Annotated in this window: 27 protein-coding genes; 12 read left to right on the top strand and 15 right to left on the bottom strand. The window is 63.3% G+C overall.

Annotation, left to right across the window (positions count from 1 at the left end; all coding sequences use genetic code 11):
- Positions 1–27: 27 nt before the first annotated feature.
- Complete coding sequence (locus LQ232_RS00530; protein WP_230177426.1) at positions 28–1095, top strand: SIR2 family protein; 1068 nt, start codon at positions 28–30, stop codon at positions 1093–1095.
- The gene (locus LQ232_RS00525; protein ID WP_230177418.1) at positions 1092–2855 is read left to right on the top strand and encodes an ATP-binding protein; all 1764 of its coding nucleotides are present in this window, start codon (positions 1092–1094) and stop codon (positions 2853–2855) included. Before LQ232_RS00530 ends, LQ232_RS00525 begins: the two co-directional genes overlap by 4 nt.
- 132 nt (positions 2856–2987) lie before the next feature.
- On the opposite strand, the gene LQ232_RS00520 is transcribed toward LQ232_RS00525, so the two are convergent.
- Entirely contained in the window at positions 2988–3419 is a 432-nt protein-coding gene (locus LQ232_RS00520; protein ID WP_230177416.1) for a helix-turn-helix domain-containing protein, read from the bottom strand.
- Between the two features lie 82 nt (positions 3420–3501).
- Between LQ232_RS00520 and LQ232_RS00515 the strand changes: the two genes are divergently transcribed.
- From LQ232_RS00515 to LQ232_RS00505, 3 genes are read left to right on the top strand one after another with little or no spacing between them, the layout of a single operon-like run.
- Complete coding sequence (locus LQ232_RS00515) at positions 3502–3996, top strand: DUF2938 domain-containing protein (RefSeq protein ID WP_230177414.1); 495 nt, start codon at positions 3502–3504, stop codon at positions 3994–3996.
- A 19-nt stretch (positions 3997–4015) separates the two neighbouring features.
- Positions 4016–4588: a flavodoxin family protein gene (locus LQ232_RS00510; protein ID WP_230177412.1), complete on the top strand. Its 573-nt coding sequence runs from the start codon at positions 4016–4018 to the stop codon at positions 4586–4588.
- Entirely contained in the window at positions 4585–4812 is a 228-nt protein-coding gene (locus tag LQ232_RS00505) for a DUF2798 domain-containing protein (RefSeq protein WP_230177403.1), read from the top strand. The genes LQ232_RS00510 and LQ232_RS00505 overlap by 4 nt, the downstream gene beginning before the upstream one ends.
- A 115-nt stretch (positions 4813–4927) precedes the next feature.
- On the opposite strand, the gene LQ232_RS00500 is transcribed toward LQ232_RS00505, so the two are convergent.
- Complete coding sequence (locus LQ232_RS00500) at positions 4928–5869, bottom strand: LysR family transcriptional regulator (RefSeq protein WP_230177401.1); 942 nt, start codon at positions 5867–5869, stop codon at positions 4928–4930.
- Between the two features lie 94 nt (positions 5870–5963).
- On the opposite strand from LQ232_RS00500, the gene LQ232_RS00495 reads away from it, so the two are divergent.
- Positions 5964–7184 carry an MFS transporter gene (locus LQ232_RS00495; RefSeq protein WP_230177399.1) on the top strand — a complete coding sequence of 407 codons (1221 nt, stop codon included), beginning with the start codon at positions 5964–5966 and terminating at the stop codon, positions 7182–7184.
- A gap of 60 nt (positions 7185–7244) precedes the next feature.
- Here the strand turns inward: LQ232_RS00495 and LQ232_RS00490 are convergent, their stop codons facing one another.
- On the bottom strand, positions 7245–7991 hold the full coding sequence (locus LQ232_RS00490; protein WP_230177389.1) for a sulfite exporter TauE/SafE family protein: 747 nt from the start codon (positions 7989–7991) through the stop codon (positions 7245–7247).
- A 97-nt stretch (positions 7992–8088) separates the two neighbouring features.
- Here LQ232_RS00490 and LQ232_RS00485 point away from each other — a divergent pair, with 97 nt between their 5' ends.
- Positions 8089–8997, top strand: coding sequence for a LysR substrate-binding domain-containing protein (locus tag LQ232_RS00485; protein WP_230177387.1), 909 nt, complete (start codon positions 8089–8091; stop codon positions 8995–8997).
- A gap of 374 nt (positions 8998–9371) precedes the next feature.
- Here the strand turns inward: LQ232_RS00485 and LQ232_RS00480 are convergent, their stop codons facing one another.
- The 3 genes from LQ232_RS00480 to LQ232_RS00470 all read right to left on the bottom strand — a co-directional run bounded on the left by LQ232_RS00480 (position 9372) and on the right by LQ232_RS00470 (position 11190).
- A complete protein-coding gene (locus LQ232_RS00480) occupies positions 9372–9854 on the bottom strand; it encodes a GreA/GreB family elongation factor (protein ID WP_230177386.1) in 483 nt (160 codons plus the stop codon).
- Positions 9855–10037: 183 nt separating this feature from the next.
- Positions 10038–10238, bottom strand: coding sequence for a hypothetical protein (locus LQ232_RS00475; protein WP_230177384.1), 201 nt, complete (start codon positions 10236–10238; stop codon positions 10038–10040).
- 82 nt (positions 10239–10320) lie between these two features.
- A complete protein-coding gene (locus LQ232_RS00470) occupies positions 10321–11190 on the bottom strand; it encodes an SDR family oxidoreductase (protein ID WP_230177382.1) in 870 nt (289 codons plus the stop codon).
- 106 nt (positions 11191–11296) lie between these two features.
- Between LQ232_RS00470 and LQ232_RS00465 the strand changes: the two genes are divergently transcribed.
- Together LQ232_RS00465 and LQ232_RS00460 are read left to right on the top strand one after the other, a co-directional pair.
- Positions 11297–12178: a LysR family transcriptional regulator gene (locus LQ232_RS00465; RefSeq protein WP_230177380.1), complete on the top strand. Its 882-nt coding sequence runs from the start codon at positions 11297–11299 to the stop codon at positions 12176–12178.
- Between the two features lie 27 nt (positions 12179–12205).
- Positions 12206–12799 (top strand): hypothetical protein, encoded by a 594-nt coding sequence (locus tag LQ232_RS00460; RefSeq protein ID WP_230177378.1) that lies wholly within the window; start codon positions 12206–12208, stop codon positions 12797–12799.
- A 73-nt stretch (positions 12800–12872) separates the two neighbouring features.
- Here the strand turns inward: LQ232_RS00460 and LQ232_RS00455 are convergent, their stop codons facing one another.
- Genes LQ232_RS00455 through LQ232_RS00430 form a run of 6 tightly spaced genes read right to left on the bottom strand, consistent with a single transcriptional unit; the run spans position 12873 to position 16418 of the window.
- Entirely contained in the window at positions 12873–13160 is a 288-nt protein-coding gene (locus LQ232_RS00455) for a cyd operon YbgE family protein (protein ID WP_230177376.1), read from the bottom strand.
- On the bottom strand, positions 13157–13291 hold the full coding sequence (cydX, locus tag LQ232_RS00450; protein ID WP_230177374.1) for a cytochrome bd-I oxidase subunit CydX: 135 nt from the start codon (positions 13289–13291) through the stop codon (positions 13157–13159). Before cydX ends, LQ232_RS00455 begins: the two co-directional genes overlap by 4 nt.
- Before the next feature lie 12 nt (positions 13292–13303).
- Positions 13304–14446, bottom strand: coding sequence for a cytochrome d ubiquinol oxidase subunit II (gene cydB / locus LQ232_RS00445; protein ID WP_230177372.1), 1143 nt, complete (start codon positions 14444–14446; stop codon positions 13304–13306).
- A gap of 9 nt (positions 14447–14455) precedes the next feature.
- Positions 14456–16030 (bottom strand): cytochrome ubiquinol oxidase subunit I, encoded by a 1575-nt coding sequence (locus LQ232_RS00440; RefSeq protein WP_230177370.1) that lies wholly within the window; start codon positions 16028–16030, stop codon positions 14456–14458.
- Positions 16027–16203: a cytochrome oxidase putative small subunit CydP gene (cydP, locus tag LQ232_RS00435; RefSeq protein WP_230177368.1), complete on the bottom strand. Its 177-nt coding sequence runs from the start codon at positions 16201–16203 to the stop codon at positions 16027–16029. Before cydP ends, LQ232_RS00440 begins: the two co-directional genes overlap by 4 nt.
- Positions 16200–16418 carry a hypothetical protein gene (locus tag LQ232_RS00430; protein ID WP_230177366.1) on the bottom strand — a complete coding sequence of 73 codons (219 nt, stop codon included), beginning with the start codon at positions 16416–16418 and terminating at the stop codon, positions 16200–16202. The genes cydP and LQ232_RS00430 overlap by 4 nt, the downstream gene beginning before the upstream one ends.
- On the opposite strand from LQ232_RS00430, the gene LQ232_RS00425 reads away from it, so the two are divergent.
- The 3 genes from LQ232_RS00425 (at position 16417) to LQ232_RS00415 (ending at position 19088) form a co-directional block, all read left to right on the top strand.
- Positions 16417–17763 (top strand): sigma-54-dependent Fis family transcriptional regulator, encoded by a 1347-nt coding sequence (locus LQ232_RS00425; RefSeq protein ID WP_230177364.1) that lies wholly within the window; start codon positions 16417–16419, stop codon positions 17761–17763. The two genes, LQ232_RS00430 and LQ232_RS00425, sit on opposite strands and share 2 nt — an antisense overlap.
- Before the next feature lie 221 nt (positions 17764–17984).
- The gene (locus tag LQ232_RS00420; protein WP_230177362.1) at positions 17985–18179 is read left to right on the top strand and encodes a DUF2892 domain-containing protein; all 195 of its coding nucleotides are present in this window, start codon (positions 17985–17987) and stop codon (positions 18177–18179) included.
- A gap of 12 nt (positions 18180–18191) precedes the next feature.
- On the top strand, positions 18192–19088 hold the full coding sequence (locus LQ232_RS00415) for an MBL fold metallo-hydrolase (protein ID WP_230177360.1): 897 nt from the start codon (positions 18192–18194) through the stop codon (positions 19086–19088).
- Between the two features lie 69 nt (positions 19089–19157).
- Here LQ232_RS00415 and LQ232_RS00410 read toward each other — a convergent pair whose 3' ends face one another.
- From LQ232_RS00410 to LQ232_RS00400, 3 genes are all read right to left on the bottom strand, one after another.
- Positions 19158–21323 carry an acetyl-CoA hydrolase/transferase C-terminal domain-containing protein gene (locus LQ232_RS00410; RefSeq protein ID WP_230177351.1) on the bottom strand — a complete coding sequence of 722 codons (2166 nt, stop codon included), beginning with the start codon at positions 21321–21323 and terminating at the stop codon, positions 19158–19160.
- Between the two features lie 52 nt (positions 21324–21375).
- On the bottom strand, positions 21376–21942 hold the full coding sequence (locus tag LQ232_RS00405; RefSeq protein ID WP_230177349.1) for a carboxymuconolactone decarboxylase family protein: 567 nt from the start codon (positions 21940–21942) through the stop codon (positions 21376–21378).
- Positions 21943–22084: 142 nt separating this feature from the next.
- Positions 22085–22783 (bottom strand): TetR/AcrR family transcriptional regulator, encoded by a 699-nt coding sequence (locus tag LQ232_RS00400; RefSeq protein WP_230177347.1) that lies wholly within the window; start codon positions 22781–22783, stop codon positions 22085–22087.
- Positions 22784–22832 lie beyond the last annotated feature (49 nt).

Below are 22832 nucleotides of genomic sequence, written 5' to 3'. Positions count from 1 at the left end.
GGGCTCGGTACATCGCTGCATGTGAACGTGCAGTCGAAAGCTTCCGGGGAGTTTGGTCCACGCGCAGCACAGCCTAGCAAGCGCATCGCACCCACGATGGCTGACTTGTGGAACGCGTGCAAGGCAAACCGCGAAGAGCTCTTCGAGAAGGTCATTGCGCTCACGCACTTCCCAGCCGCGAAGGGTGAGAACATCGAGGCGCTGCTCTCGCACTGCAAGATTGCAGAAGAGTTCCTTGGAGACGGGGGCGACAAAGCGCTGGTAACGGAATTCATCGCCACTGCCGAGCAAACGGTTCGCGATTGCGTGCGCTTCCTGGATGTTGAAGACGAGGTCGGCCTCCATGCCGACTTTCTTCGCCGGCTTGTCCGCCGGTCCACGCGAAAGCTGCGCACAAAAGTCTTTACAACCAACTATGACTTGTGCTTTGAGTACGCCGCGCGCAAGGGGCGCTATGTAATTGTTGACGGCTTTTCACATACAACGCCGCAAGTCTTCGACTCGCTCTACTTCTCGTACGACATTGTGAAACGGGAAAGCAGCCCAGACAGTCACGATTTCATTCCGAACGTCTTTCATCTCTACAAACTTCACGGCTCTGTAGATTGGACGAAGAACAAAAAATCCGGGGAGATTGAAAAAGACGCCACGTCCGAATCGCCGCTGCTTATCTATCCGCGAAATACAAAGTACGAGTTGTCATTCGAGCAGCCGTATCTCGAGATGATGTCGGCATTCCAAACTGCATTGCGGCAGCCGGATACCGGCCTTCTCATTTTGGGATTTGGGTTCAATGACAACCATTTGGCTGAGCCAATACTGTCGGCAATCAATTCCAACCTGCACCTAAAGGTCGTGGTCTGTGACCCCGGCCTCGGTCCATGGGAACACAAGGAACAGGGTGTCCAAGATGGCAACGATGCGAAGAATTCGTACCTGTCAAAGCTCAGGTACTTGATTGAGCACGGCGATGCTCGCCTGGCGCTCATTTCCGCCACCTTTGAGCAAGCCGTTCCGTTGATGCCGGACATCGCGGCTGAAACCGACCTCGAACAGCACTACGAGCGCATCAGACTGATGCGGGAGGCAGGATGACAGGCAGGCTCGCAACAAGTCCGTTTGACCCCAGCCGCTACATTGGTGCGGTCACCTTCGTTGGGCCGGACAGTGCTCGCATCAATCTGCCGAAGGCTGCGGGTGTTGCCCCCCATCAATATTCGGGCTATGCAGTGCTCGGCGGCCAGGTCGGGGAGTTCATCTTCATTGAGGGCGAAGGTGTTGCAGTGCTGGGGCGCATCACCGAGGTGAAGCTGCCCGACAACGAACGGCTCAAGGCCGAACCCTCCCTGGGCGCTCCCCCAGACGCCAACCCCATCGGTTTTGTCCAGCTCCTGACGACTCTCGAGCTTGCGACCGCCAAGGTCATCTCCGGAATTCCGTTTCATCCCCGCATCGGGCAGCACGTCTTTTCTGCGCACCCGCTTCTCGTGAAGCACATCGTCGAGGGGCACTCTGTCTCCAGCGCGGGTGCAGTCGAGCTCGCCACGATTCCGCATGACCCGAGCACCATGGTCAACGTGAGCCCGGCCCACTTGTTTGGCCGTCACTGCGCGGTCCTGGGAGCGACCGGGGGAGGCAAGAGCTGGACCGTCGCTCGAATCATTCAGGAAGCCGCCAGACTCGGAGGCAAGGTTCTCCTTGTGGACCCCAGTGGCGAGTTCCACACGTTCACCAAAGGCGTTCGCTCTGTGCACCTCGGCGGCGCACCTAAGGGTGCGGAAGACACTCGCAAGTTTGTTGCCTTCCCGTATTGGGACCTCACCGAAACGGACCTATTCGCAATTTTCCAGCCGTCACCTGGCGCCCAGGTCCCGAAACTGCGGGAAGCCCTGCGCAGCCTGAAACTGAACTACGTCCTGCACGGCGACCAAGAGCCTTATTTGTACGTGAAGGCGAACACGGAGAAAAAGGACTTCAACTATGCGGTGAACAAGCACGAGGCCAAGGTCGAGACACATGGTGCAAGGTATGTCATCAAGCACTTGGCAAGGCAGGTGTACGAAGAGTGTGTGCATGAAAGCGCCGGGACTTCATCGAATCCGAACTACGCCAAATGGGGTAACTCTGATGACCGGACTCGAGGCTACTGCGACACGTTGGTGTCCAAGATACACAGCATCACCCGATCGACTGCGCTTCGATGCCTCTTCGCGCCTGAGCAGTTCGCTGCGTTGACGGAAGAGATTCAATCCTTCTTCGTGTCTGACGATGCCGTGCTAAGGATCAGCTTGGCCGACTTGCCGTTTGAACACCACGCGCGTGAGCTGCTCATCAACGCCATCGGGCGGCATCTTCTTGGCCTGGCACGGAATGGGACGTTCCAACAGATGCCCACGGTGGTGGTTCTCGATGAAGCCCATCAGTTCTTGAGCAAGGCCATCGGTGACGAGAACAACCGCGTGTCGCTCGACGCCTTCGGCCTGATAGCGAAAGAGGGTCGAAAGTACGGTCTGACGACTCTGCTTGCGACTCAGCGCCCACGTGACATCCCTGAAGATGTGTTGAGCCAGATGGGCATGTTCATCGTGCATCGCCTGATAAACGAACGTGACCGCGACATTGTCGAGAAGGCCTGCGGCAATCTGGACGGTAGCGCTGCAGCCTTCCTGCCAACGCTTGGTCAAGGGGAGGCAATCTTGGTCGGTGTTGATTTCCCAATGCCCACGCCAATCAAGGTAACTGAGCCCGAGTACCCGCCCAAGTCGGAAGGCCCCTCTTATGCAAAGTTCTGGAAAAAGAAGGTCCAACCTCTGAACGAACATGGCAGCGCCACGGATTCCCAGCCGGGAACTTAGGTCGTTGAGAGGCAGCTTAGGGCAGCTTAGCTGCCACCAAATCTGTTCCTCTCAACGTCTCAGACCAGCCTTGACCAGCTGTTCCCCGTGACGCCTTGAACCTCCGCCCTCGACCAAACCACCAGCCCCCAGTCATCCCTTTTTCGGCGCCACCTTGCGCCCAACACGTTGGCGATCCAAAGCCCCTGAAGCCGCGGCCTTGAGCAACCCTTGAAAGGTGGGGCATTCCGCATGGCTGAGCGCGGGGCATGCGGCTGCGTGCCGCAGCCCACGGCTCACGGCTCTGAGTTGCCTGATCGTGGCATCGATGTCGTCGGCCTTGGCCGCCAGAAGTTGCCGGTCAACATCCACCTTGCCCGCTGGCGACAGCATCGAATGGATCTCTTCCAGAGACAGGCTCGCCGCCTGCCCCAGCGCAATCAAGGCCAACTGGTCCAGCACGGTTGCTGCGAATTGCCGCCGCGTCCCTTGTGGCGCGGTAGACCTGATCAACCCGACTTTCTCGTAATACCGCAGCGTTGATGCCGGAACGCCAGAGCACTTGGCGACCTCGGAGATGTCCATCAAAAACCTCTTGACTTGAAGTTGACTTCAACTTCTATAGTGACTTTCATCGGTCAATCAGTCAACCCAAAGAGGCCCGCCAATGGACACCTTGCAAGACATTTTTCGGATCGCCCTCATCGGCTTCGGCGCCACGGCCGTCATGGACGTGTGGCTCTACCTGCTCAGGCGCATGGGCGTTGCCACCCAAAGCTTCGGCCTGATCGGGCGATGGGTGGGCCACCTGCTGCGCGGGCAATGGGCCCACCAGGCCATCTCGAAGGCTGACCCCATTCCTGGCGAGTTGGCTTTGGGCTGGCTCACCCACTACGCGGTCGGCGCGGCCTTTGCCTCATTGCTCGCCGTGGCGGTGAGCCCCGACTGGATGATGAGGCCAACGCTGCTCCCGGCACTCGCCGTGGGCATGCTCACCGTGGCCGCGCCCCTGCTTGTCATGCAACCCGCCATGGGCGCCGGGATCTTCGCGAGCAAGACCCCCTCCCCCTTGAAGAGTTGCATTCGCAGCCTTGTCAACCACAGCGTCTTCGGCGTGGGTCTCTACCTGACGGCCTCGCTGATCGCGCAAGTTCAATTCTGAAAGCTGAAAGGCACTCTCCATGAACAAGCTCGCCGTCATTTACCACAGCGCCCATGGGCACACCGCGCACATCGCGCAGCACATTGTCGATGGCGCGCGCGGCGTCCCAGGCACAGACGTGGCGCTGTTGCGCGTTGAAGACCTGGCAGGCTCGCCCGACGCCTTGACCGCTTACGATGGCTTCATCCTGGGCTCGCCCACTTATCTGGGCGGCGTATCGGCCCCCTTTAAAGCCTTCATGGATGCCACTGGCCGCCTGTGGCGCAACCAAGGCCTGAAGGGCAAGGTGGCCGCGGGGTTCACGGTGTCATCGCTGCCGGCCGGGGACAAGCAATCCACCTTGATGTCAATGTTCGTCTTCAGCATGCAGCACGGGATGGTGTGGGTGGGCAACCCATTCCTTCCGGAGCAACACCAAGGCGTGCCCTACGACGAGGCCGTCAACCGCCTGGGCTCCTGGTCCGGCCTGATGGCGCAAGCCGGGCATGGCTCGCCCGCCGACGCGTTCGCACCAGGGGACACCAAGACGGCTCGCCTGTTCGGCCAGCACGTCGCCTCGGTCGTGAAGCGCTTGGCCGCGGAGGCAGCATGATCGCGAGAAAGCACGCCCCACTGTTGTCTGGTTTGCTGCTGTCGGGCGTGATGTCGCTCCTCGTTTCAGGCGTGGCGACACTGCGTGCGGCAGGCCTGAGCGCCACCTTCCTGGCCACCTGGATGCAAGCATGGGTCACGGCCTGGGGGCTGGCCTTTCCGGCGGTGCTGCTGGCCGCGCCCTGGACGCGCCGCCTTGTAGACCGGATCACCAGGACGGATTGAACGGGACGGCTGTCATATCAAAAGCCGCCGCCCAGCATCCTCGTAGTGAGCGGCAGCAACCAGCCTTGAGCGGCCCTTGCTTGGCGAGGGCCTGCTCTGCAGCGCAAAAGGTCGCTCACCGAACCCCTGGCGGCCGCATGCCAGCAATGCCCGGCATGGCCTGTCGCATGACGTTGGCAAAGGCCCGCAACCGTGCGGGGTAGATGCGGGCGTACGGATAGACCAGGTGCACCGGTAGCGCCGATGCCTCCCAGTCGGGGATGAGCTGGCACAGGCGGCCCGTGGCCAGATCGTCGGCCACCAGCCATGCCGAGACCAGCGCGGCACCCACCCCCTCACGCACGGCACTGCGCGCGGCATAAAGGCTGTCGGTCCTGAGCCGAGGGCTTAAGCGCACTCGCTCGCGCTGGCCCGTGCCGCGCTGAAGAAGATCGAGCTCGTCCTGGTGCAGATGGGGGAGCGACAGCCAGGGCAGCGCCTGCAGGTCGGCCGGCTTGCGAGGTGGCGCATCCAGGTCCAGCAGGACGGGCGAGGCCACCAGGATGCGTGGCACCTCCGCCAATTGCACGGCCACCAGAGAGGGGTCTTGCACGCCGCCAACGTGGATGGCGCAATCGATGCCTTCGGCGATGAGATTCGCTTCGCGGTCATGCAGAAGCCAGTCCACGCTGACCTCGGGACAGTCCGCCAGGAAAGCCGCCAAGGGCTTGATCAGGGCCTCCTGCCCGAAGGCGTGCGGCGCGATCACGCGCAATTGACCGCGGGGCTGATCCTTGGCGCCGCGCAGGTCGGCCTCGACCGCGGCCCAGTTCTCGAGCAAGGACTTGGCGTGGGCGTAGCAGCGCTCACCGTCCTCGGTCAGCCGCATGGTGTGGGTGGAGCGCTGCAGCAGCCGCAGGCCCAGCAGCTTCTCCAGCCATTGCAGGCGCCGGCTGATCGTGGGTTGGGTGCTGCCCATCTGCGTGGCCGCGGCCGAAAGGCTACCGGCCTCGACGATGCGGACAAAGGTCTGCATCAGCTCCAGTCGGTCCAGCGCGGTTGAATTCGGTGACTTCATGCATGGAATGTATATCCGATGTTCATATCAGCCGTCTACAACAATTTGTCATGCGCAACAAGAATCAAGCCATACCTTTCGCTGGAGTCCCATCATGAGCTCGATGTCTTTGAAGCGCGGCAACGCCACCGCTGACCAACCTGGCGACCTGCCCCGCCCGCTGGTGCTGCTGCTCGCCAGTGGTGCCGGCCTGGCGGTGGCGTCCATCTACTACAGCCAGCCCATGCTGGCCGTGCTGTCCGGCGCGCTGGGCGCCAGTGCCCGCGATACCGGCTTTGTGCCCACGCTGACCCAGCTGGGGTATGCGCTGGGCATTTTGCTGCTGGCCCCGCTGGGCGACCGCTTCGATCGCCGCCGGCTCATCCTGGTCAAGACAGCACTGCTCGCGGCGGCGCTGCTGGCCACCGGCCTGGCGCCAGGGCTGCCTTCCCTGCTGGCGGCCAGCCTGGTCGTGGGGCTGACGGCGACGCTCGCTCAGGACATCGTGCCCGCCGCCGCGACGCTGGCGCCCGAGTCCAGCCGGGGCAAGACCGTCGGGACCGTCATGACAGGGCTCCTGCTGGGCATCCTGCTGTCTCGCGTGGCCAGCGGCTTCATCGCAGAGCGCTGGGGCTGGCGCACCGTGTACGAGGTGGCCGCGGCCAGTTTGGCGGTCTTTGGCCTGGCCGCTTGGCGCGGTCTGCCAAGCCTGCCGGCGACCAGCCACATGGGCTACGCCCAGCTGATGGGTTCGCTGGCCAAACTGTGGCGCCAGCACGCCGAGCTGCGCCGTGCAGCCCTGGCCCAGGGCCTGTTGTCCATGGGGTTCAGCGCCTTCTGGTCCACGATGGCGGTGATGCTGCACCAGCAATACCACATGGGCAGCGAAGCGGCGGGCTACTTCGGGCTGGCGGGTGCGGCCGGTGCGCTGGCCGCACCGCTGGCTGGTCGGCTGGCCGACCGGCGCGGCCCTGAACTGGTAACCCGCCTGGGTGCCGGCCTGGCCATGGCCTCCTTCGCCGTGATGGGGCTGGGCATCTTCTTGCCCGGCGAGGCCCAGATCGGACTCATCCTGGCCGCCACGGTGGGCTTCGACTTCGGCATCCAGGCCACGCTGGTGGCCCACCAGACCGTGGTCTACAGCCTGGACCCCGCCGCCCGCAGCCGCCTGAATGCGCTGCTGTTCACCGGGATGTTCATCGGCATGTCGGCTGGCGCGGCGCTGGGCAGCCTGGCGCTGGCTCGCTGGGGCTGGATGGGCGTGGTGGCGCTGGCCACGGTGGCCGCGGGCGCCTCATTGGCCGTGCGGCTCAGCCGCCGGCATGGTGCGCGTTGAGGCCCGCCACCTCTGTATCAAGACCTATGTGCAAAGCGGCAGTTTGGCAGCGGTGCTGGATCAGCTTTTCGTGGCCATATAAAGACCGAGTAGCCCCAAGCCAAGAAAAAACAAAGCTTTGAACATGGCAGGCGACAGCAGCGCACGCACCCACCGCCCGACTGCCATGCCTGCCACAGCCGGCAACAGCATGAGCATCGACGACGCGACCGCGCTGGTCGAGTACAACCCTTGCGCGAACAAAGCCACTCCGAGCGCAGCGGTGGAAACCGTGAATGAAATGCCCATGGCCTGGACCAATTCATCCTTGCTCAGATCCAACGCTTGGAGATAAGGCACAGCAGGAACGACGAAGACGCCCGTGGCGGCTGTCACCAGGCCGGTTATCACGCCCACCACTGAGCCCAGCCATCGTTCGGTCCGGCCTGACAAGGTCACCCTCACGCCCAGAAGGCCCCACGCGGCATACACCATCAAGACGCCCCCCAGTGCCGCCACCGCACCAGGGCCCATGGTTCCGCCCAGCCACATCGCCCCGCCCAGCGAGCCCAGCACGACGCCCGCCTGCATGGGAGCCAGACGGCGTGCGAGGGGCCCAATGGTTGCAAGCGGACGCAACTGCAGGAGATTGGTCACCAGTGATGGGGCGATGAGTAACGCCGCTGCTTGAGCGGGATGCATGACGAGGGCGAGCAAAGCCATGGCGACCGTGGGAAGGCCAAGTCCGACCACCCCCTTGATCAGACCAGCCAGCAGGAAGACGGCGGTGGCAATGAGTGCGACGGCAAGGGGCGATGATTCGGTCATGGGCCAATTCTTGGCGGGCGTTGCTCATCCCACAAGCTGGCATTGGCGTAGCCTGCCTTCGTCGCAGCCTGAGGCATGGCGTGATAACTTAGTCGCCATGAGCTTCGATTTCACCGACCTCCGACTGTTTGTCAACGTACTGGACGCCGGCACGATCACCGCAGGTGCCGCCGCCAGCTTTGTAACGCTGGCATCGGCCAGCGAGCGCATACGCGGCATGGAAGCTGCCCTGGGGATACCACTGCTGGTGCGCGACAGGCGCGGTATATCGCCCACGCCTGCGGGCCGAACGCTGCAAAGTCACGCACTCATCGTCTTGCAGCAGCTCGATCGCATGCAAGGTGATTTGGGGGACCACGCATCGGGCCTGCGCGGCCATGTCCGCATGATGTGCAACAGCGCGGCCATCAGCGACTGGCTGCCTGATCGCCTGGCTGATTTTCTCTGTACCCATCCCGGCATATCGGTCGATCTGGACGAACGCGCCAGCCAGGAGATCGTCGACGCGATACGCGGCAACACGTGCGACATCGGTGTTCTTGCCGATTCGGTCGATACCACGGGTTTGCAATCGTTCTTGCTCGGCAACGACCCGCTGATGCTCGTGATGCCGCGCGACCACGAGTGGGTCCGCCGCAAGCAGGTCAGTTTTGCCGAGGTGGCTCATTGCCCGCTGGTCGGCTTGCAGGCAGGCAGCGCACTGGATGATCACCTGGCGGGCCATGCACGCCGCCTGGGTGTGCGACTACGTTATCGAATTCGCCTGCGCAGCTTCGAAGCCATATGTCGAATGGTTGGGCAGGGGGTGGGGCTGGGCGTGGTTCCAAGATCAGCGGCCCAGCGTTACGCTCGGTCCGCAAAGGCAAAAGCCATTTCGCTGACGGACCCTTGGGCCGGAAGGTCTCTTGTGATTTGCGTGAGAGATGCAGAAGTGCTGCCGGCCCATGCCCGGCAATTGATCGAGAGGCTGCGGCAATTGGAGCGTTCAGCCACAGCAAGCGCTTAAAGCAGGGGCCGCAAGCAACGACCGCCCTCCGTGCGCAAGCGTGCATGGCCGCGCTGCAAGATGCAACACCTCTTGTTCGTGGGGACTGGGCCCTGCCCGCGGTGTTTGCCGGACAGTGCCGGCCCTAGAACTGCTGATGAAACTGGAGTTCTAAGTTCGTCCTAACCCTTCGGGGTTGCCAGTCCAGCTGAATGCCTGAACGTACCGTACCTGGTTTGACGCGGCCCTTTGCGGGCCAATTTGTGCACCTGCTTCGCAGCGATGGCTGCCAATGATGTCGCCCCCCGCAAATGCACGGTCTGGGCCGCACAGCGGTCTTCCATGCCCCGTTGACGCCCCGGGCCCAATGGCCAGTTTGAAAGTACCGCGGACCGTCAATGAACCCGCAGCACCTCAAACTGCTGTCGGACGGGAGCGACCTGTATCGACACCTCATCACCCTCGCATTTACCCAGCAGGGCCCTGCCCAAAGGGGCTTCGCTGCTGATGACCTGAACGAGCTGAGCGCCGCTGACCAACTTCATGCTGCCCCCATCCGGGCCGAGAAAGAGCTGTTGCTGCTTGTCGTCGGCATCGACCAGGCAGACCAGCGCGCCGAGCTGTATGCCTTTGCTGGCGTCGTAGGGGCGCGGGCGGAATTGGCGCCAATGGGCCATCGCCTGGCGGATGGCTTCAGCACGACGTGCTTGGCCGGTCGCCAGGTAGGCGGCTTCAAGTCCCAATGTGTCGTATTTGTTTTCGGCGATGTTTTCTTCGTGAGTCGCCGTTTCATGGGCCGCCCGCGCTGCCTGTTCGGCTTGCAGCAGGTCTTCGGCGAGCCGTTCCAGCACCTGCTGCTGCAGCAAGAATTTATCCATGATGAAAGGTAGGCATCTCGAACAAGCGGGGGGCAGGTCTTGATTATCAATGCGATGCAACCCAGACCTGTTTGCCCGGCAGGCGAGGTATCGCGAAGCTCGATGTCAAGTACTGCATGGGTGAGGCGTTCGCCACCGTGCGGAAGTGGCAGGGAGCCCACTTCAATGGGGACCAGACATTCGTCATTCATTTCTCCTTGCTTGTTTCAGCGTCGACAGCAAGGCGGCCTTGTAGCCCTTGTCGCTGTCGAACTGGGCCTGTTCGGCCTGCTCCTCAGGGCCGCCCGGCTCTTTGCCGCGCAGGCCGAGGTAGCAATAGAAGCGAAGCTGGAGGGCCCAGACCTCGTCTTCGAACAGTTCGTTGACGATGGTGGCTTCGCGCACGAAGTGCGTCGCGCTTTGCTCCACGACGTCGCAACGAGTGCAGAGGCCTGCGGGCAAGAACAGGCGGGCGTCGCGGCTGGACTCAGACCGAGGTCGCGACTTGGCTGGCGAATTCGCGGTAAGCATGAAGCGGGCGGCCCAGGAGCTTGGTCAGCCGTTCAACGTCGCCGGCTTCAGGGACCATGCCATCGGTGATGAAACGCTCACTCATCAGGCGCATGTCGAAAGCCATCCAGCTCGGCATGAACTGCCGCAGGTTCTGCTCAAACGCGGCGGTGTCGTCGCCCGCATACGCGATCTGGCGACCCAGCACGTCGGTCCAGATGGCGGTGACATCCGTGCCGGTCAGCGTGTCAGGACCAACCAGGTTGATCCGGTCGAGCGGCAGCGGCACGGCAGAGTGCTCGCGGCGCAGGAGTTCGATGGCCGCGACCTCGGCGATGTCGCGCGTGTCGACCATGGCCAGGCCCTTGCTGCCGATCGGCATCGGGTAGACGCCGTACCCGGTCACCACGTCCTTGATGGTGAGGTCGTTGCCCATGAAGTAGGCGGGCCGCAGGATCGTGGCGTTGAGGCCCATCTGCTCGATCATGCGCTCCACGCCATACTTGCCCGCAAAGTGCGGCACGTTCACATACAAGTCGCTGTGGATCACCGACAGATAGACGATCCGCTGGATGCCGGCCTCGCGGGCGATGTTGAGCGCGATCAACGCCTGGGTGTACTCGTCGGCCACCACCGCGTTGAGCAGGAAGAGCGTCGAGACGCCGGAGAAGGCGCTGCGCAGCGAATCGACGTCGAGCAGATCGCCCTGAACGATACCCACGCCCGCCGGAAAGCTGGCCTTCGAGGGGTCGCGGACGAGCGCGCGGACAGCGGCACCGCGCTTGACGAGTTGTTCAACGACTTGGCGGCCGACAGTGCCCGTGGCACCGGTAACGAGGATGGTCATGATGATTTCCTTTGGGTTCGGGGTTGCGATGGCTGAACAATAGAAGGTTTCATAACCAAAACAAAGACTCTAAAATCGAGACAAATCGAACCAAATTTGAGACACCATGGATTTGAATGCTTTGGAGGATTTCCAACTGGTGGCCGTTCACAGCGGCTTTGGAAAAGCCAGCCGCGCCAGTGGCCGGTCCAAGGCCACCCTGTCGCGCCGTGTCGCCGATCTCGAAGAAGCCCTGGGCATTCGGCTCATCGAGCGAGGCGAGCGCAGCCTGGCACTGACCGAAGCCGGCCAACTGCTGCTGGCCAGGATCGAGGGACCGATGCGCGAGGTTGCCGAAGCGGTCGCGGCGGCGCGGGATGGTTTGGTGGCCCCCAGAGGCCGTCTTCGCATCGCGGCGCCGCTGCTGTTTTCTCAAGTGGCATTGGGACGCCTGGCAGCGGCGTTCCAGGCTATTTATCCCGAGGTGCAGATCGAAGCCGTGTCCGAAGACCGACTCGCCAATCTCGTCGACGAGCATTTCGACGTTGCCATCCGCATTAACCCGAGCAAGGACAGCGCGCTGGTCGGCAGGTGTTTCGCCAGGGACCGGTTGGTCCTCGCTGCGGCGCCATCTTTTCCAATGCCGAAGCGGCGCAAAAACAAAACTTTTCAGGTTCCGGCCGTTGTCATGCCAACCTATCGCGATGGAGAGGTCTGGTCCGTTGGCGATGGTCAACTCACCGTCGAACCACAGCCTGTGCTGCGGCTGTCTTCCCTCCTGACTGTCCGCGATGCCGTTGCTGCGGGCGCGGGGGCCGCCATGCTGCCCCAATCGATCATCGGGGGGATGCTGGAAAAAGTTGAATTGGTGTCGTGGGGCATGGCCGGCGACGAGGTCGAGCTGTGGGTTCTGCACACGTCACGGCGCTTGCAAAGCCCCAAAGTCCGGGCCTTCGTGGAGTTCATCTGCAACCATTACCCGAGCGGGTCATTCGTCGTTCAAGCCTAGGCAACCTACTTCCACCTCTAAGCGGGCATGAGCTGCGCACGACTTGATATCGGCACTGCAGCGCGTGCGGACGGGGCGGGCAAACTGCGCATCAACATCAAGAAGGGACGGTTTCAGATGAAGAAGACGTGGATCGCGGTAGCGCTGGCTCTACTTGCAGGATGCGCCAAGAAAGCGCCAGAGCCAGTTGTAAACCTCAGTGGTTTTGAACTGGGTGGCAACGCTGAGCAGGTGTTGCAAGGGGTGCCCAATTGGAAAAGCATCACCATCGGCGGCGTTCCTTCCTACTTCGTTCATTTAGGCCCATCGGCGGATTTTGGAACCGATAACAAGCTTCGGTCGCTCATGTTCTTGTTCGAATCAACGAGCTTCAGCCAAGTGGTTGGAACTGTTTCGAGCAAGTACCCAGGCCTGGCCTGCAAGGACAGCAGGGGGTCGCATCCCGATGGCAGCGCCAGCTTCGACCAAACCGTATGCTCGATGAGGGTCAAAGGCGGCGAGTTGGTCATCCAGCGTGTCTATGGTCGTGTTGGGATGTCGGTCTTGACGCTGTCCAGCGATGCCGCCATCGCCGAAGAGAAGGAAGGCGCGGCCAAGAGGTTGCAGGAGAAACAGAAATGAAAACGCGCCCGGGTGGACGCATTTGTCATTCAGGTGCTCGGCTGGTCTGCAGGTGAGCTCCAATACGAGCGGTTCAGCAAGTCAACCTGATGGCCCCGGCCAGCAGCAGTGCCGCCAGGCAGGCCCAACCAGAGAACAGCCAGCGCAACGCGCGCGATTCAGGGACGAAGCCGAACCCGCGGACGAAGCCTGCGCTCATCGCCCAGAACAGCAAGGAAGCCAGGGCATGGTCGGCCTGGCCCTTGGAGTTGGCCATCAGGAGCGGGTACACCGTCCCTCCGAGCATGATCACCAGGCCCACCACCAGACTGGGGACCTGCAGGCGCGCAGTCGATCGGCCCTTGTCCGCCGTGGCGCTCATGCGTGCGGGTCCTTGCCCAGAAGGTGATCGCCCGCCTGGGCGCGCGCCTCCTCGGTCTCTCCCCACATCGCGTTCACGATGGCCAGCAAGACGGCGAAGCCGACTCCAAGGATCCAGGCGAAGTACCACATGGCTTTGCTTTCTCAGTACGCGTTGTGTTCGTTGGCGCTGATGTGCGCGAGCGTGACCTTGCCGCGCATCACGCGGTAGGCCCAGGAGGTATAGAGCAGGATCAGCGGCATGAAGACCAGGGTCGCGCCCAGCATCAGGCCCAGGGTCATGGGGCTGGAAACGCTGTCCCACACGGTCAGACTCGCGTTTGGCATCGTGGACGAGGGCATGATGAACGGGAACATGCTGGTGCCCGCCGTGCCGATGACACCGATGATCGCCAGCGACGACGCCACGAAGGCGGCCAGCGTCATTCGGGCCATCACCAGGCCGCAGGCGAAGACCGCACCGCCGACGCCCATCGCGGGCAGGAGCCAGATCAAAGGCTGTTTGCCATGGTTGAGCCACCAAGCACCTGCCTGACGGGCGACCGTCTTGGCCAGGGGGTCCGGCAAGCCGCCCGGGTCGATGGCCGAGGTGATCACGAACCCTTCGATGCCGCCAAATCTGAGCCACAGCCCCGCACCGATGAAGGTGAGCACCATGATGATCGCGGCGCCAACGGCGGCACGGGCCGCGCGCCGCTGGATCATGCCCTCGGTGCGGTGGGCCAGGTACATGCCGCCGTGCATCGTGATCATCGCGCTGCTGACGACGCCTGCGAGCAGCGCGAAGGGGTTCAGCAGTTGCCAGAAGGTGCCGGTGTAGGTGGAGACCAGGTAATCGTCAAAGCTGAACGGCACGCCTTGCAGCAGGTTGCCGAAGGCCACCCCGAAAATCAGCGGCGGCACGGCGCCACCGATGAAGAGCCCCCAATCCCAGGTGCTGCGCCAACGGGCATCCTGGATCTTGCTGCGGTAATCGAAGCCCACCGGCCGCAGGAACAGCGCCCAGAGCACCGCGAGCATCGCCCAGTAAAAGCCGCTGAAGGCCGTGGCGTAGACGATCGGCCAGGCGGCGAAGATGGCGCCACCCCCGGTGATGAACCAGACCTGGTTGCCGTCCCAGTGCGGGCCGACGGTGTTGATGACGACCCGGCGTTCCGGATCGTTCTTGCCCACGAACGGCAGCAGCGTGCCGACACCCATGTCGTGGCCGTCCATGATGGCGAAACCCACCAGCAGCACGCCGACGAGCAGCCACCAGATCACTTTCAATGTCGCATAGTCAAGCATGTTGTTCCCTCAGGCCCCAACCGGGGTCGCGAAGTGAGTGGGCTCGGTGTCGTACCGCCCCGTCCCGAGACTGCCGGGGCCCTGGCGCGCGAACTTCACCATCAGGTACACCTCGACGACGAGCAGCACGGTGTAGAACCCGACGAAACCCGCCAGGGATCCATAGAGGCTTCCGATGCTGAGCGTCGACACCGAGAGGTGTGTCGGCAACACGCCGTAGATGGTCCAGGGCTGGCGGCCGTATTCGGCGACGAACCAGCCGAGCTCGCACGAGATCCACGGGGCCGGCAGCATCCAGAGCGCCCACTTCAACAGCCAGCGCTTCCGGGGGTAGGCCGACCTCAGCGTCGCCCAGAACGACAGGCCGAACAAGGCCAGCATGGCGAAGCCCAGCCCCACCATGACACGAAAGGACCAGAACATCGGCGCCACGCGCGGCACGGTGTCGTTGACGGCCTTCTCGATCAACTCGGGCGTGGCCTGGCGAACGTCGACCACGTACTTCTTCAGGAGCAGGCCGAAGCCGAGGTCCTGCTTGTGCGCCTCGAACACCGCCTTGGCGGCCGCGTCGTCGCGGTGCTTGCGCAAGGTGTCGAGGGCCGTCACCGCGATGATGCCGTTGGCGATGCGCGCCCGGTTCTTGTCCTTGATGTCTTTGATGCCGGGAATCTGCTGGGTCAGCGAGCGCGTGCCGATCAGGCCCATCACCCAAGGCACTTCAACGGCCCAATCGTTTTTGGATTCGGCCTGATTCGGCCAGGCGATCACGTTGAAGGAGGCTGGGGCCGGTTCGGTCTCCCACATGGCTTCGATGGCGGCCATCTTGGTCTGCTGGGCCTCTCCCACCGTGTAGCCTGATTCGTCGCCCAGCACGATGACGCTGAGGACCGAGGCGAGGCCGAAGGCTGAAGCTACGCGGAAGCTTCGCTTGGCAAACTCGACATCGCGCCCCTTGAGCAAGTACCAGCTGGAGATCGACAGCACGAACATCGCACCGGTCACGTAGCCGGCCGAGACCGTGTGCACGAACTTGGCCTGCGCGTCCGGGTTGAAGACGATCGCCCAGAAGTCCGTCATCTCCATGCGCATCGTCTGGTAGTTGAACTCCGCGCCCACCGGGTTCTGCATCCAGCCATTGGCGATCAGGATCCAGAGTGCGGAGAGGTTGGTTCCGATCGCCATCAGCAGCGTGACCATCAGGTGGCGCGTCTTCGGCAGGCGGTCCCACCCGAAGAAGAAAAGGCCGATGAACGTCGATTCGAGGAAGAAGGCCATCAAGCCCTCGATCGCCAACGGTGCCCCGAAGATGTCGCCCACGTAGTGGGAGTAATAGGCCCAGTTCGTGCCGAACTGGAATTCGAGCGTGATGCCGGTCGTCACGCCGAGCGCGAAGTTGATGCCGAAGAGCTTGCCCCAGAAGCGCGTCATGTCCTTCCAGATGACAAGGCCGCTCATCACGTAGACGCTCTCCATGATCACGAGCAGCCAGACCATCCCAATGGTCAGCGGGACGAAGAGGAAGTGATAGAGGGCGGTCGCGGCGAACTGCAGCCGCGAGAGATCGACGAGTTGTTCTGAGATCAAGGCTTGGCTCCTGGTCCGGGCGGCACGCCGGAGACGTGGGCCGCGGTCTGTTCGGTATCGACGGCGACATGAGCGTCGCGCACAAAGACGAACCACAGCACCGCCAACAACGCCAGCTTCACCACCACGGCGGTGGCGAGGTGACGCTGGAGGGGGCTGTCGGCAACGCTCATGCACTTGGCAATCCAAGAAGCGTGCCAAAGGCTGGAGTCCATCGTTCCCCGCCCTTGGGAACCACGACCTCATGGGCAAAACGTCGATTCGCCGCGCCGCGGTTGACCTCGTTTTCTTGTTCCACGTCAGCGTTTGGCAGGAAAGTGGCAGTCAGATTTGGCAGGATCTGGCAGTCACGGCACACAATGGCCTGCAACCCATCGAGCATGCGCATGCCCACCTCACCCTCGCCACAACCTCCTTTGCTGCGCTCGGCACCGCAGGTCCAGGCCTTGATCTCGTTCCTGGAGCACGAGGCGCAGCCGATGATCATGCTCGACCCCAACTACAACATCCTGGCGGCCAACACCGCCTACAAGCGCCAGTTCGCGGCGGTCGACAAGCCCTACATCGGCCACAAGTGCTTCCGCATCTCGCACCACTACGACGTGCCGTGCGACCAGGCGGGCGAGCACTGCCCGATGAAAAAGTCGTTCGAGCTGAAGGGGCCCGATCGCGTGCTGCACATCCACCACACGCCCCGTGGTCCCGAGCAGGTCGATGTCGAGCTTCGTCCAATCCTGGACGAGCACCGTGAGGTCGTGGCCTATGTCGAGCGGCTGGCCACCGTGCGCCATGCCTCGGCCCAGCCCAGCGGCGAGGGGCTCGTCGGGCGCTCCCCCGCCTTCAATGCCGCCCTGGAGGCGGTGCAGCGCGTTGGTCCGTCGATGCTGCCCGTGTTGCTCCTCGGAGAGTCGGGCACCGGCAAGGAGCTGTTCGCCCGCGCCGTCCACGAGGCCAGCGATCGCTCGGGCGGCCCTTTCGTGGTCGTCGACTGCTCCGGGCTCACCGAGACGCTGTTCGAAAGCGAGCTGTTCGGCCACGAGAGGGGTTCCTTCACCGGCGCCAACTCGCGCAAGAAAGGCCTCGTCGAGACAGCGCAAGGCGGCACGCTGTTCCTGGACGAAATGGGCGATGTGCCGCTGTCGATGCAGGTGAAGCTGCTCCGGCTGGTCGAGTCGGGGTCGTTCCGCCGCATCGGCAGCCTGGAGACCCAGCAGGCTGATTTTCGGCTGGTGGCGGCCACCCACAAGCCGCTGGCCCAGATGGTGGAAGATGGCCGATTCCGTCAGGACCTCTATTACCGGATCAGCGCCTTCCCGATCCACCTGCCCCCGCTGAGAGAGCGCGCCACCGACATTCAGATGCTGGTTGATTCGTTCTTGCAACGCGGCGCCCCTGCGAAGCAACGCATGTCGGTCGAACCGGCGGCGATGGCCCGGTTGCAGCAACACAGCTGGCCCGGCAACATCCGCGAACTGCGCAATGTGCTGGACCGGGCGCGCCTGTTCGCCGATGACGGGATCATCCGCGCCGAGTACCTGCCGGCCGAACTCGGGGCCGACGCCCGCCCCCCGGCGGCTTCAGGCAGCGGCATCCAGGCGTCCCATCGGTGGGACGACGATGGACTGAGGGAAGTGGTCAAGGCTTTCCGGGGCACGCGCCTTGAACTGGCAGCCCATCTGGGCATGAGCGAGCGGACCTTGTACAGACGGTTGAAGTCGCTGGGCCTGCTCTGACACTCGGCATGGGGCGACGCCATTGGCAGCCCGGACTGCCATCTGGCGGATGACTTCCTGCCAGATGGCAGCTCCCGATAGGATCGGCCAGGTGCACGCGGTTGTGAAATTCCCTTTGTGAACAAGGGGTTGGCGAAAAAATCCTCGGCGGCATGGCCATGGCACGGGTCTTGAAATGCAGCCATCAGCAGCACTTCGCTGTGCCACCCCAGGAGACTCTCATGCAAAAGAACGAAGGCACCCTCGACCGCGTGCTGCGCGTCAGCGGCGGTTTGCTCTTGATCGGACTCGCCACCACGAACGTCATCGGCTTGTGGGGCTACATCGGCATCGTGCCGCTGATCACGGGCGCCATCGGAACGTGTCCGCTGTACTCGGTGCTCGGCATCCGCACGTGCGCGATCAACCGGCGCTGACTGGGTGATCAGATGGGCAACCGAAGGACACTGCAGGTCGATGGCTTCTTCGATCCCGCCACCTGGACGGTGAGCTACCTCGTCCTCGACCGGTCGACGAATCGGTGCGCGCTGATCGACAGCGTGCTCGACTACGATCCGGCGTCGGGGCGCACATCGCATGACAGCGCGGACAAGCTGGTCGCCCGCGTCCGGGAGCTCGGCGCGACGGTGGACTGGATCCTGGAAACCCATGTGCACGCCGATCACCTTTCAGCCGCACCGTATCTCAAGCAGCGACTCGGTGGAAAGCTCGGCATCGGCGAGCACATCAAGGCTGTTCAAGACGTCTTCGGCACGCTCTTCAACGCGGGCAGCGATTTCGCCCGGGATGGCCGGCAGTTCGACCACCTTTTTGCAGACGGTGAGCGTTTCGCCATCGGTAGGCTCCAGGTCTGCGCGATGCACACACCCGGCCACACACCGGCCTGCATGACCTATGTGGTGACGGAAGGTGATGGCGCCGACAAGACGAAGTCGGCCTTCGTCGGAGACACGATCTTCATGCCGGACTACGGCACGGCGCGCTGCGACTTTCCGGGTGGCGACGCCCGCACGCTCTTCCGCTCCATCAACAAGGTGCTGAGCTTGCCGCCAGACACGATGCTGTACATGTGCCACGACTACCTGCCGAATGGTCGCGAAGTGGCGTTCGTGAGCAGCGTCGGTGAAGAACGCGCCCAGAACATCCACGTGCGCAACGGCATCAGCGAGGAAGCGTTCGTCGCGATGCGCCAGGCCCGCGATGCCACGCTGAGCATGCCCACGCTGATCCTGCCGTCGGTGCAGGTGAACATGCGCGCGGGCGAGTTGCCCGAGCCGGAATCCAACGGCCAGCGCTACCTCAAGATACCGCTCAACGCACTTTGATGGCGGCACCGGCGCGGTGTCAGGCCTGTTGAGCCGCCTGCCGGGCTTGGGTGGTGGCGCACCTGGCGCTCAGATCCCGGCAGCCTTCAGTTCTTCCACCACCAAGGCACGCGCCACCCTGTCCTGCAGCGTGCGGGGCTCCGACAGCGCCAGCCAGTCCAGGTAAGGCCGAGCCGATGGCGGGATGCGCCATGCACCAGGCCACAACGCGGCCCACGCAAGTTGCCACTTGGGCGCGGTGTCGGCGCGCTTCTTGACGGCCCTCAACACCTTGCCAAGCATCACCTCCTCATCCGTCAAATCAGTGCCGAAGGGAAACGCGGGGAACAGTTGCCGTGGCCTGAAGCCCGCCAGTTGCCGCTCCAGCCGCTCGGGCAGGTTGTGTTGAAAGGCATCAGGGATCTGGTAGCCAGGCTCCAGCTTGCCAGCACGCTTGGCCGCGTCCATCAGCCCACCTTGAAAGCGCGAGTCCGCGATGTTGAGCAAGGCCTTGATCACCTCGGCATCGGTGCGCGAGCGCAGATCGGCGATGCCGTACTCGGTGATGACGATGTCGCGCAGGTGGCGCGGGATGGTGGTGTGGCCGTAGTTGAAGACGATGTTGCTGCTGGGCCCGCCTTTGCCTTTGTCACGCACCGCGCGCACCATCAGGATCGACCGCCCCGTGGGCAACTCGTGTGCCATGGCCACGAAGTTGTACTGCCCGCCCACGCCCGAGACCACGCGCAAATCCTCCAGCCCATCCGAACACACCGCGCCCGACAAGGTGGCCAGGATGCCGGTGTTCATGAAGCGCGCATGCACGCGCTGCTGCCGGTACAGGCGTGGATTACGGTCCAGCTGGTTGATCTTGCTCACACCCGTCATGCAGATCTCACGGGCCTGGGCTTCGGGCATGCGGCGCAGTCCTTCGTAGAAATCGAGCGGGCCGAGGAAGAAACCGCCGTGCAGCACGATGCCGTTGCGCAAGCGCTGGCCCAAGCACTGCTCGGCCATCACTTGCCGCGACTGCGGGTCGGCCACATTGGCGATGACGCGGGTGCCATCGGGCGCCACGATGTGGCCTTCGTCGTAACAGGTCTCGTCGTTGAACAGGCCATGGTGTTGCAGCACCTTGAAGTCCGCGCCCCGGATCACGCGCACGCCCAGCGAGGCAAGATCATCCAGCACCTGCGGCTTCAAATGCTCGGGATCGCAGCGCCCTTCATTCACCAGTTGCTGCAAGGCCCAGAAGTCATGCACGCGGCGCTTGAGGATGCCGGCCCGCAGCAGGTGCAGGTAGCCATCCACGAACATCTCGGTGGCGCCATACAGGCCTTGCTCAAAGGGCGCGGTTCCGCCGATGTCCTTGATCAGCGTGCCTGAGTTTGCGAGGATGCCGCAATCGCCCAGCACCTTCAGATACTCGGCGTTCTGCGCGTGGCGCAGCTGCGCGGCGTACACGATCGCATCGCCCAGGGCGCCAATGCCCAGTTGCAGCGTGCCGCCATCCTTGATGAGGCTGCTGGCGTGCAGGCCGATCATGTGGTCGGGCGTGGTCACGCCCAGCTTGGGATTCGAGAACAGCGGCGAGGTATAGCGCGCATGGTCGACAACGATGTGGAAGGCCTCGGGCCCCACCTCGGCATCGTTGAACATGAAGGGCAGGTTCTGGTTGACCACGCCAACCACCAGGTGCGGCCGGCCGCTGGCACGCAGCATGTCGACCAGCTCGGGTGGCGTATCAGGGTTGCACGAGAGCGAGTAGCGCGTGCCCTCGGGCGTGTCGCGCTTGCAAATCATCTGCGCGACGACGTTGCAGCCGTGGTTGAATACATCACGTGCGGCGTGCGTGTAGTTGCTGCTGATGTAGTGCTGCTGCGCGTGCGCGTTGTCCATGAAGGCGCCAGGCCGGAAGAAGAACTCGCAGACCTGCACATTGGCGGGCAGGCGGTTGGCGCGCAAGGCGGCGATCACGTCCAGCTCGGGCACGCCACCGAACACGCGCTCGACGAAAGGCTTGAGGAAGGCGCTTTCGATGGCGCTGCTGCCGGTGGGCTTTTCCAGCGAGAGTGCGGTGAGGATCTTCAGTTGCAGGCTGCCGTCTTGCACAGCCCGCGCATACAGCGCATTGACCAGCTCGACCGGTTTTCCCAGGCCCAGCGGCAGGCCCACCACCAGGTTCTTGCCGATGCGCGCGATGATGTCGTCCACCGCTTGCGACACGTCGTCCAACATCACCGCAGGCCCCGTCATGCACACCTCCTGCCCGGAAGGGCCGGGCTTGCCGGACGAGCATACCGCGCGCTCACTCGCGTTCGGGCACCGGCACGTTGAAGCCGTTGAGCGTGGTCGACACCAGGGCGTAAAGGCCCACCAGGTAGATCAGCTCATTGGCGCCATGCTGTCCGAAAGTCTTCACCGCCAGGCTGTAGACCGGCTCGGGCAGAACGCCGCCCCGGCTCAGCGCATAGGCCACGTCGAAGGCCACGCTTTCTTCCCTGTTCAGGTCATTGGGCTTGAGGTCGGCCACCAGCGTGGACAGCCGTTCGGGGGACATGCCCTCGCCTTCGGCCACCGCAATGTGCGCGTACAACTCGTAGGCCGCGTCGAAGCGCGCACCGACCACCAGGATGGCGATCTGGCGCACCGGATCGGGCAGCACGGCCTTGGCGGTCATCGCCAGGGTCAGATCCCAGATGGCCTTGCCGATGGCGGGCTCGTGCAACCACGGATTCCACGGCCCCATCAGGGCGCCATCTTCGCGCTCAACCTTGAAGGCATTGAAGTGGCTGGCGATGCCCTTGCGCATGTCGTCGTACAAGGGCTTTTGTTCGGGCGTGAGGTCTTGGGGCGGAATCAGAGGTAGGCGCACAGCAGATCCTTGGCTTTGGAAGTGAGGCCTTCGAGCATAGGGATCCGCGGCGGCCGTCATCGCGCCAGGGTTATCGGGTGGCCACCACTGATTGTGCGCAAGGAACCACATGGCAGCCCGCTCGGCCAGACTGCGCGGGCCATCAGCCCAGCTTCACGCCCAGAACTTCAGCCAACTGAGTGGCATTCGCCCACTCGGTCCGCCCGCCGAGCAGGCCGATGGCCAACCTGATCATGGCTTGCCTGGTGCGCTGCCACAGCGCATCGGACGGGGCCTCAGGGCCACAGTGGAAACGGTAGCCAAGGTACTCGACGCCAATCACGAACGACTCCACCTGGAGCGGGTCAAACGAGGTGCGCCCCAGGCTGAGTGCCATGTTCTGCAGTTCGGCCCCGATGGCGGTCAGCACGCGCTGGCGGTGAGCCGCGGCAGGAGACCGCGCATCATGCATTTCCGCATAGATGGCGCGCAACAAGGGGCCGGCTTGCTGGCCCCATGCTCGCCAAGCCAGAAGGCCGGCCTCCACTTTCTGCAAAGGCCCCGCGGCTTCGCGAATGGCCGCCACCACCATGTCGGTCAAGCGATCATTGGCATCCCGCAAAACGAGCTCAAGGACCTCGTCGGTGTTCTTGAAGTAACGGTAGAAGGTGGGCCTGGAAATGTCGCCCGCTTGCGTGATCAGCTCGACCGACACACCATGGGAGCCGTGTTCCGCGAAGACCCGCGCGGCCGCCTCCTGGATGTGGCCGCGGATGCGCTCGGTTTCAGCCGCATTGCGAGGAGGGCGGCCTTTTCCGCGCTTTCCCGCAGAGGGCTGGGCATCAGAAGTGTTCGAAAGCATGGCCGCTGTGTCAGGCCGAGCAAGGCAATGGCATGCCCGCATTATCACC

The organism is Aquabacterium sp. CECT 9606, from assembly GCF_918741295.1.
Lineage (GTDB): Bacteria > Pseudomonadota > Gammaproteobacteria > Burkholderiales > Burkholderiaceae_C > Aquabacterium.
The sequence above is the reverse complement of the archived record's forward strand: the minus strand, read 5'-3'. Positions and strand labels throughout refer to the sequence as shown.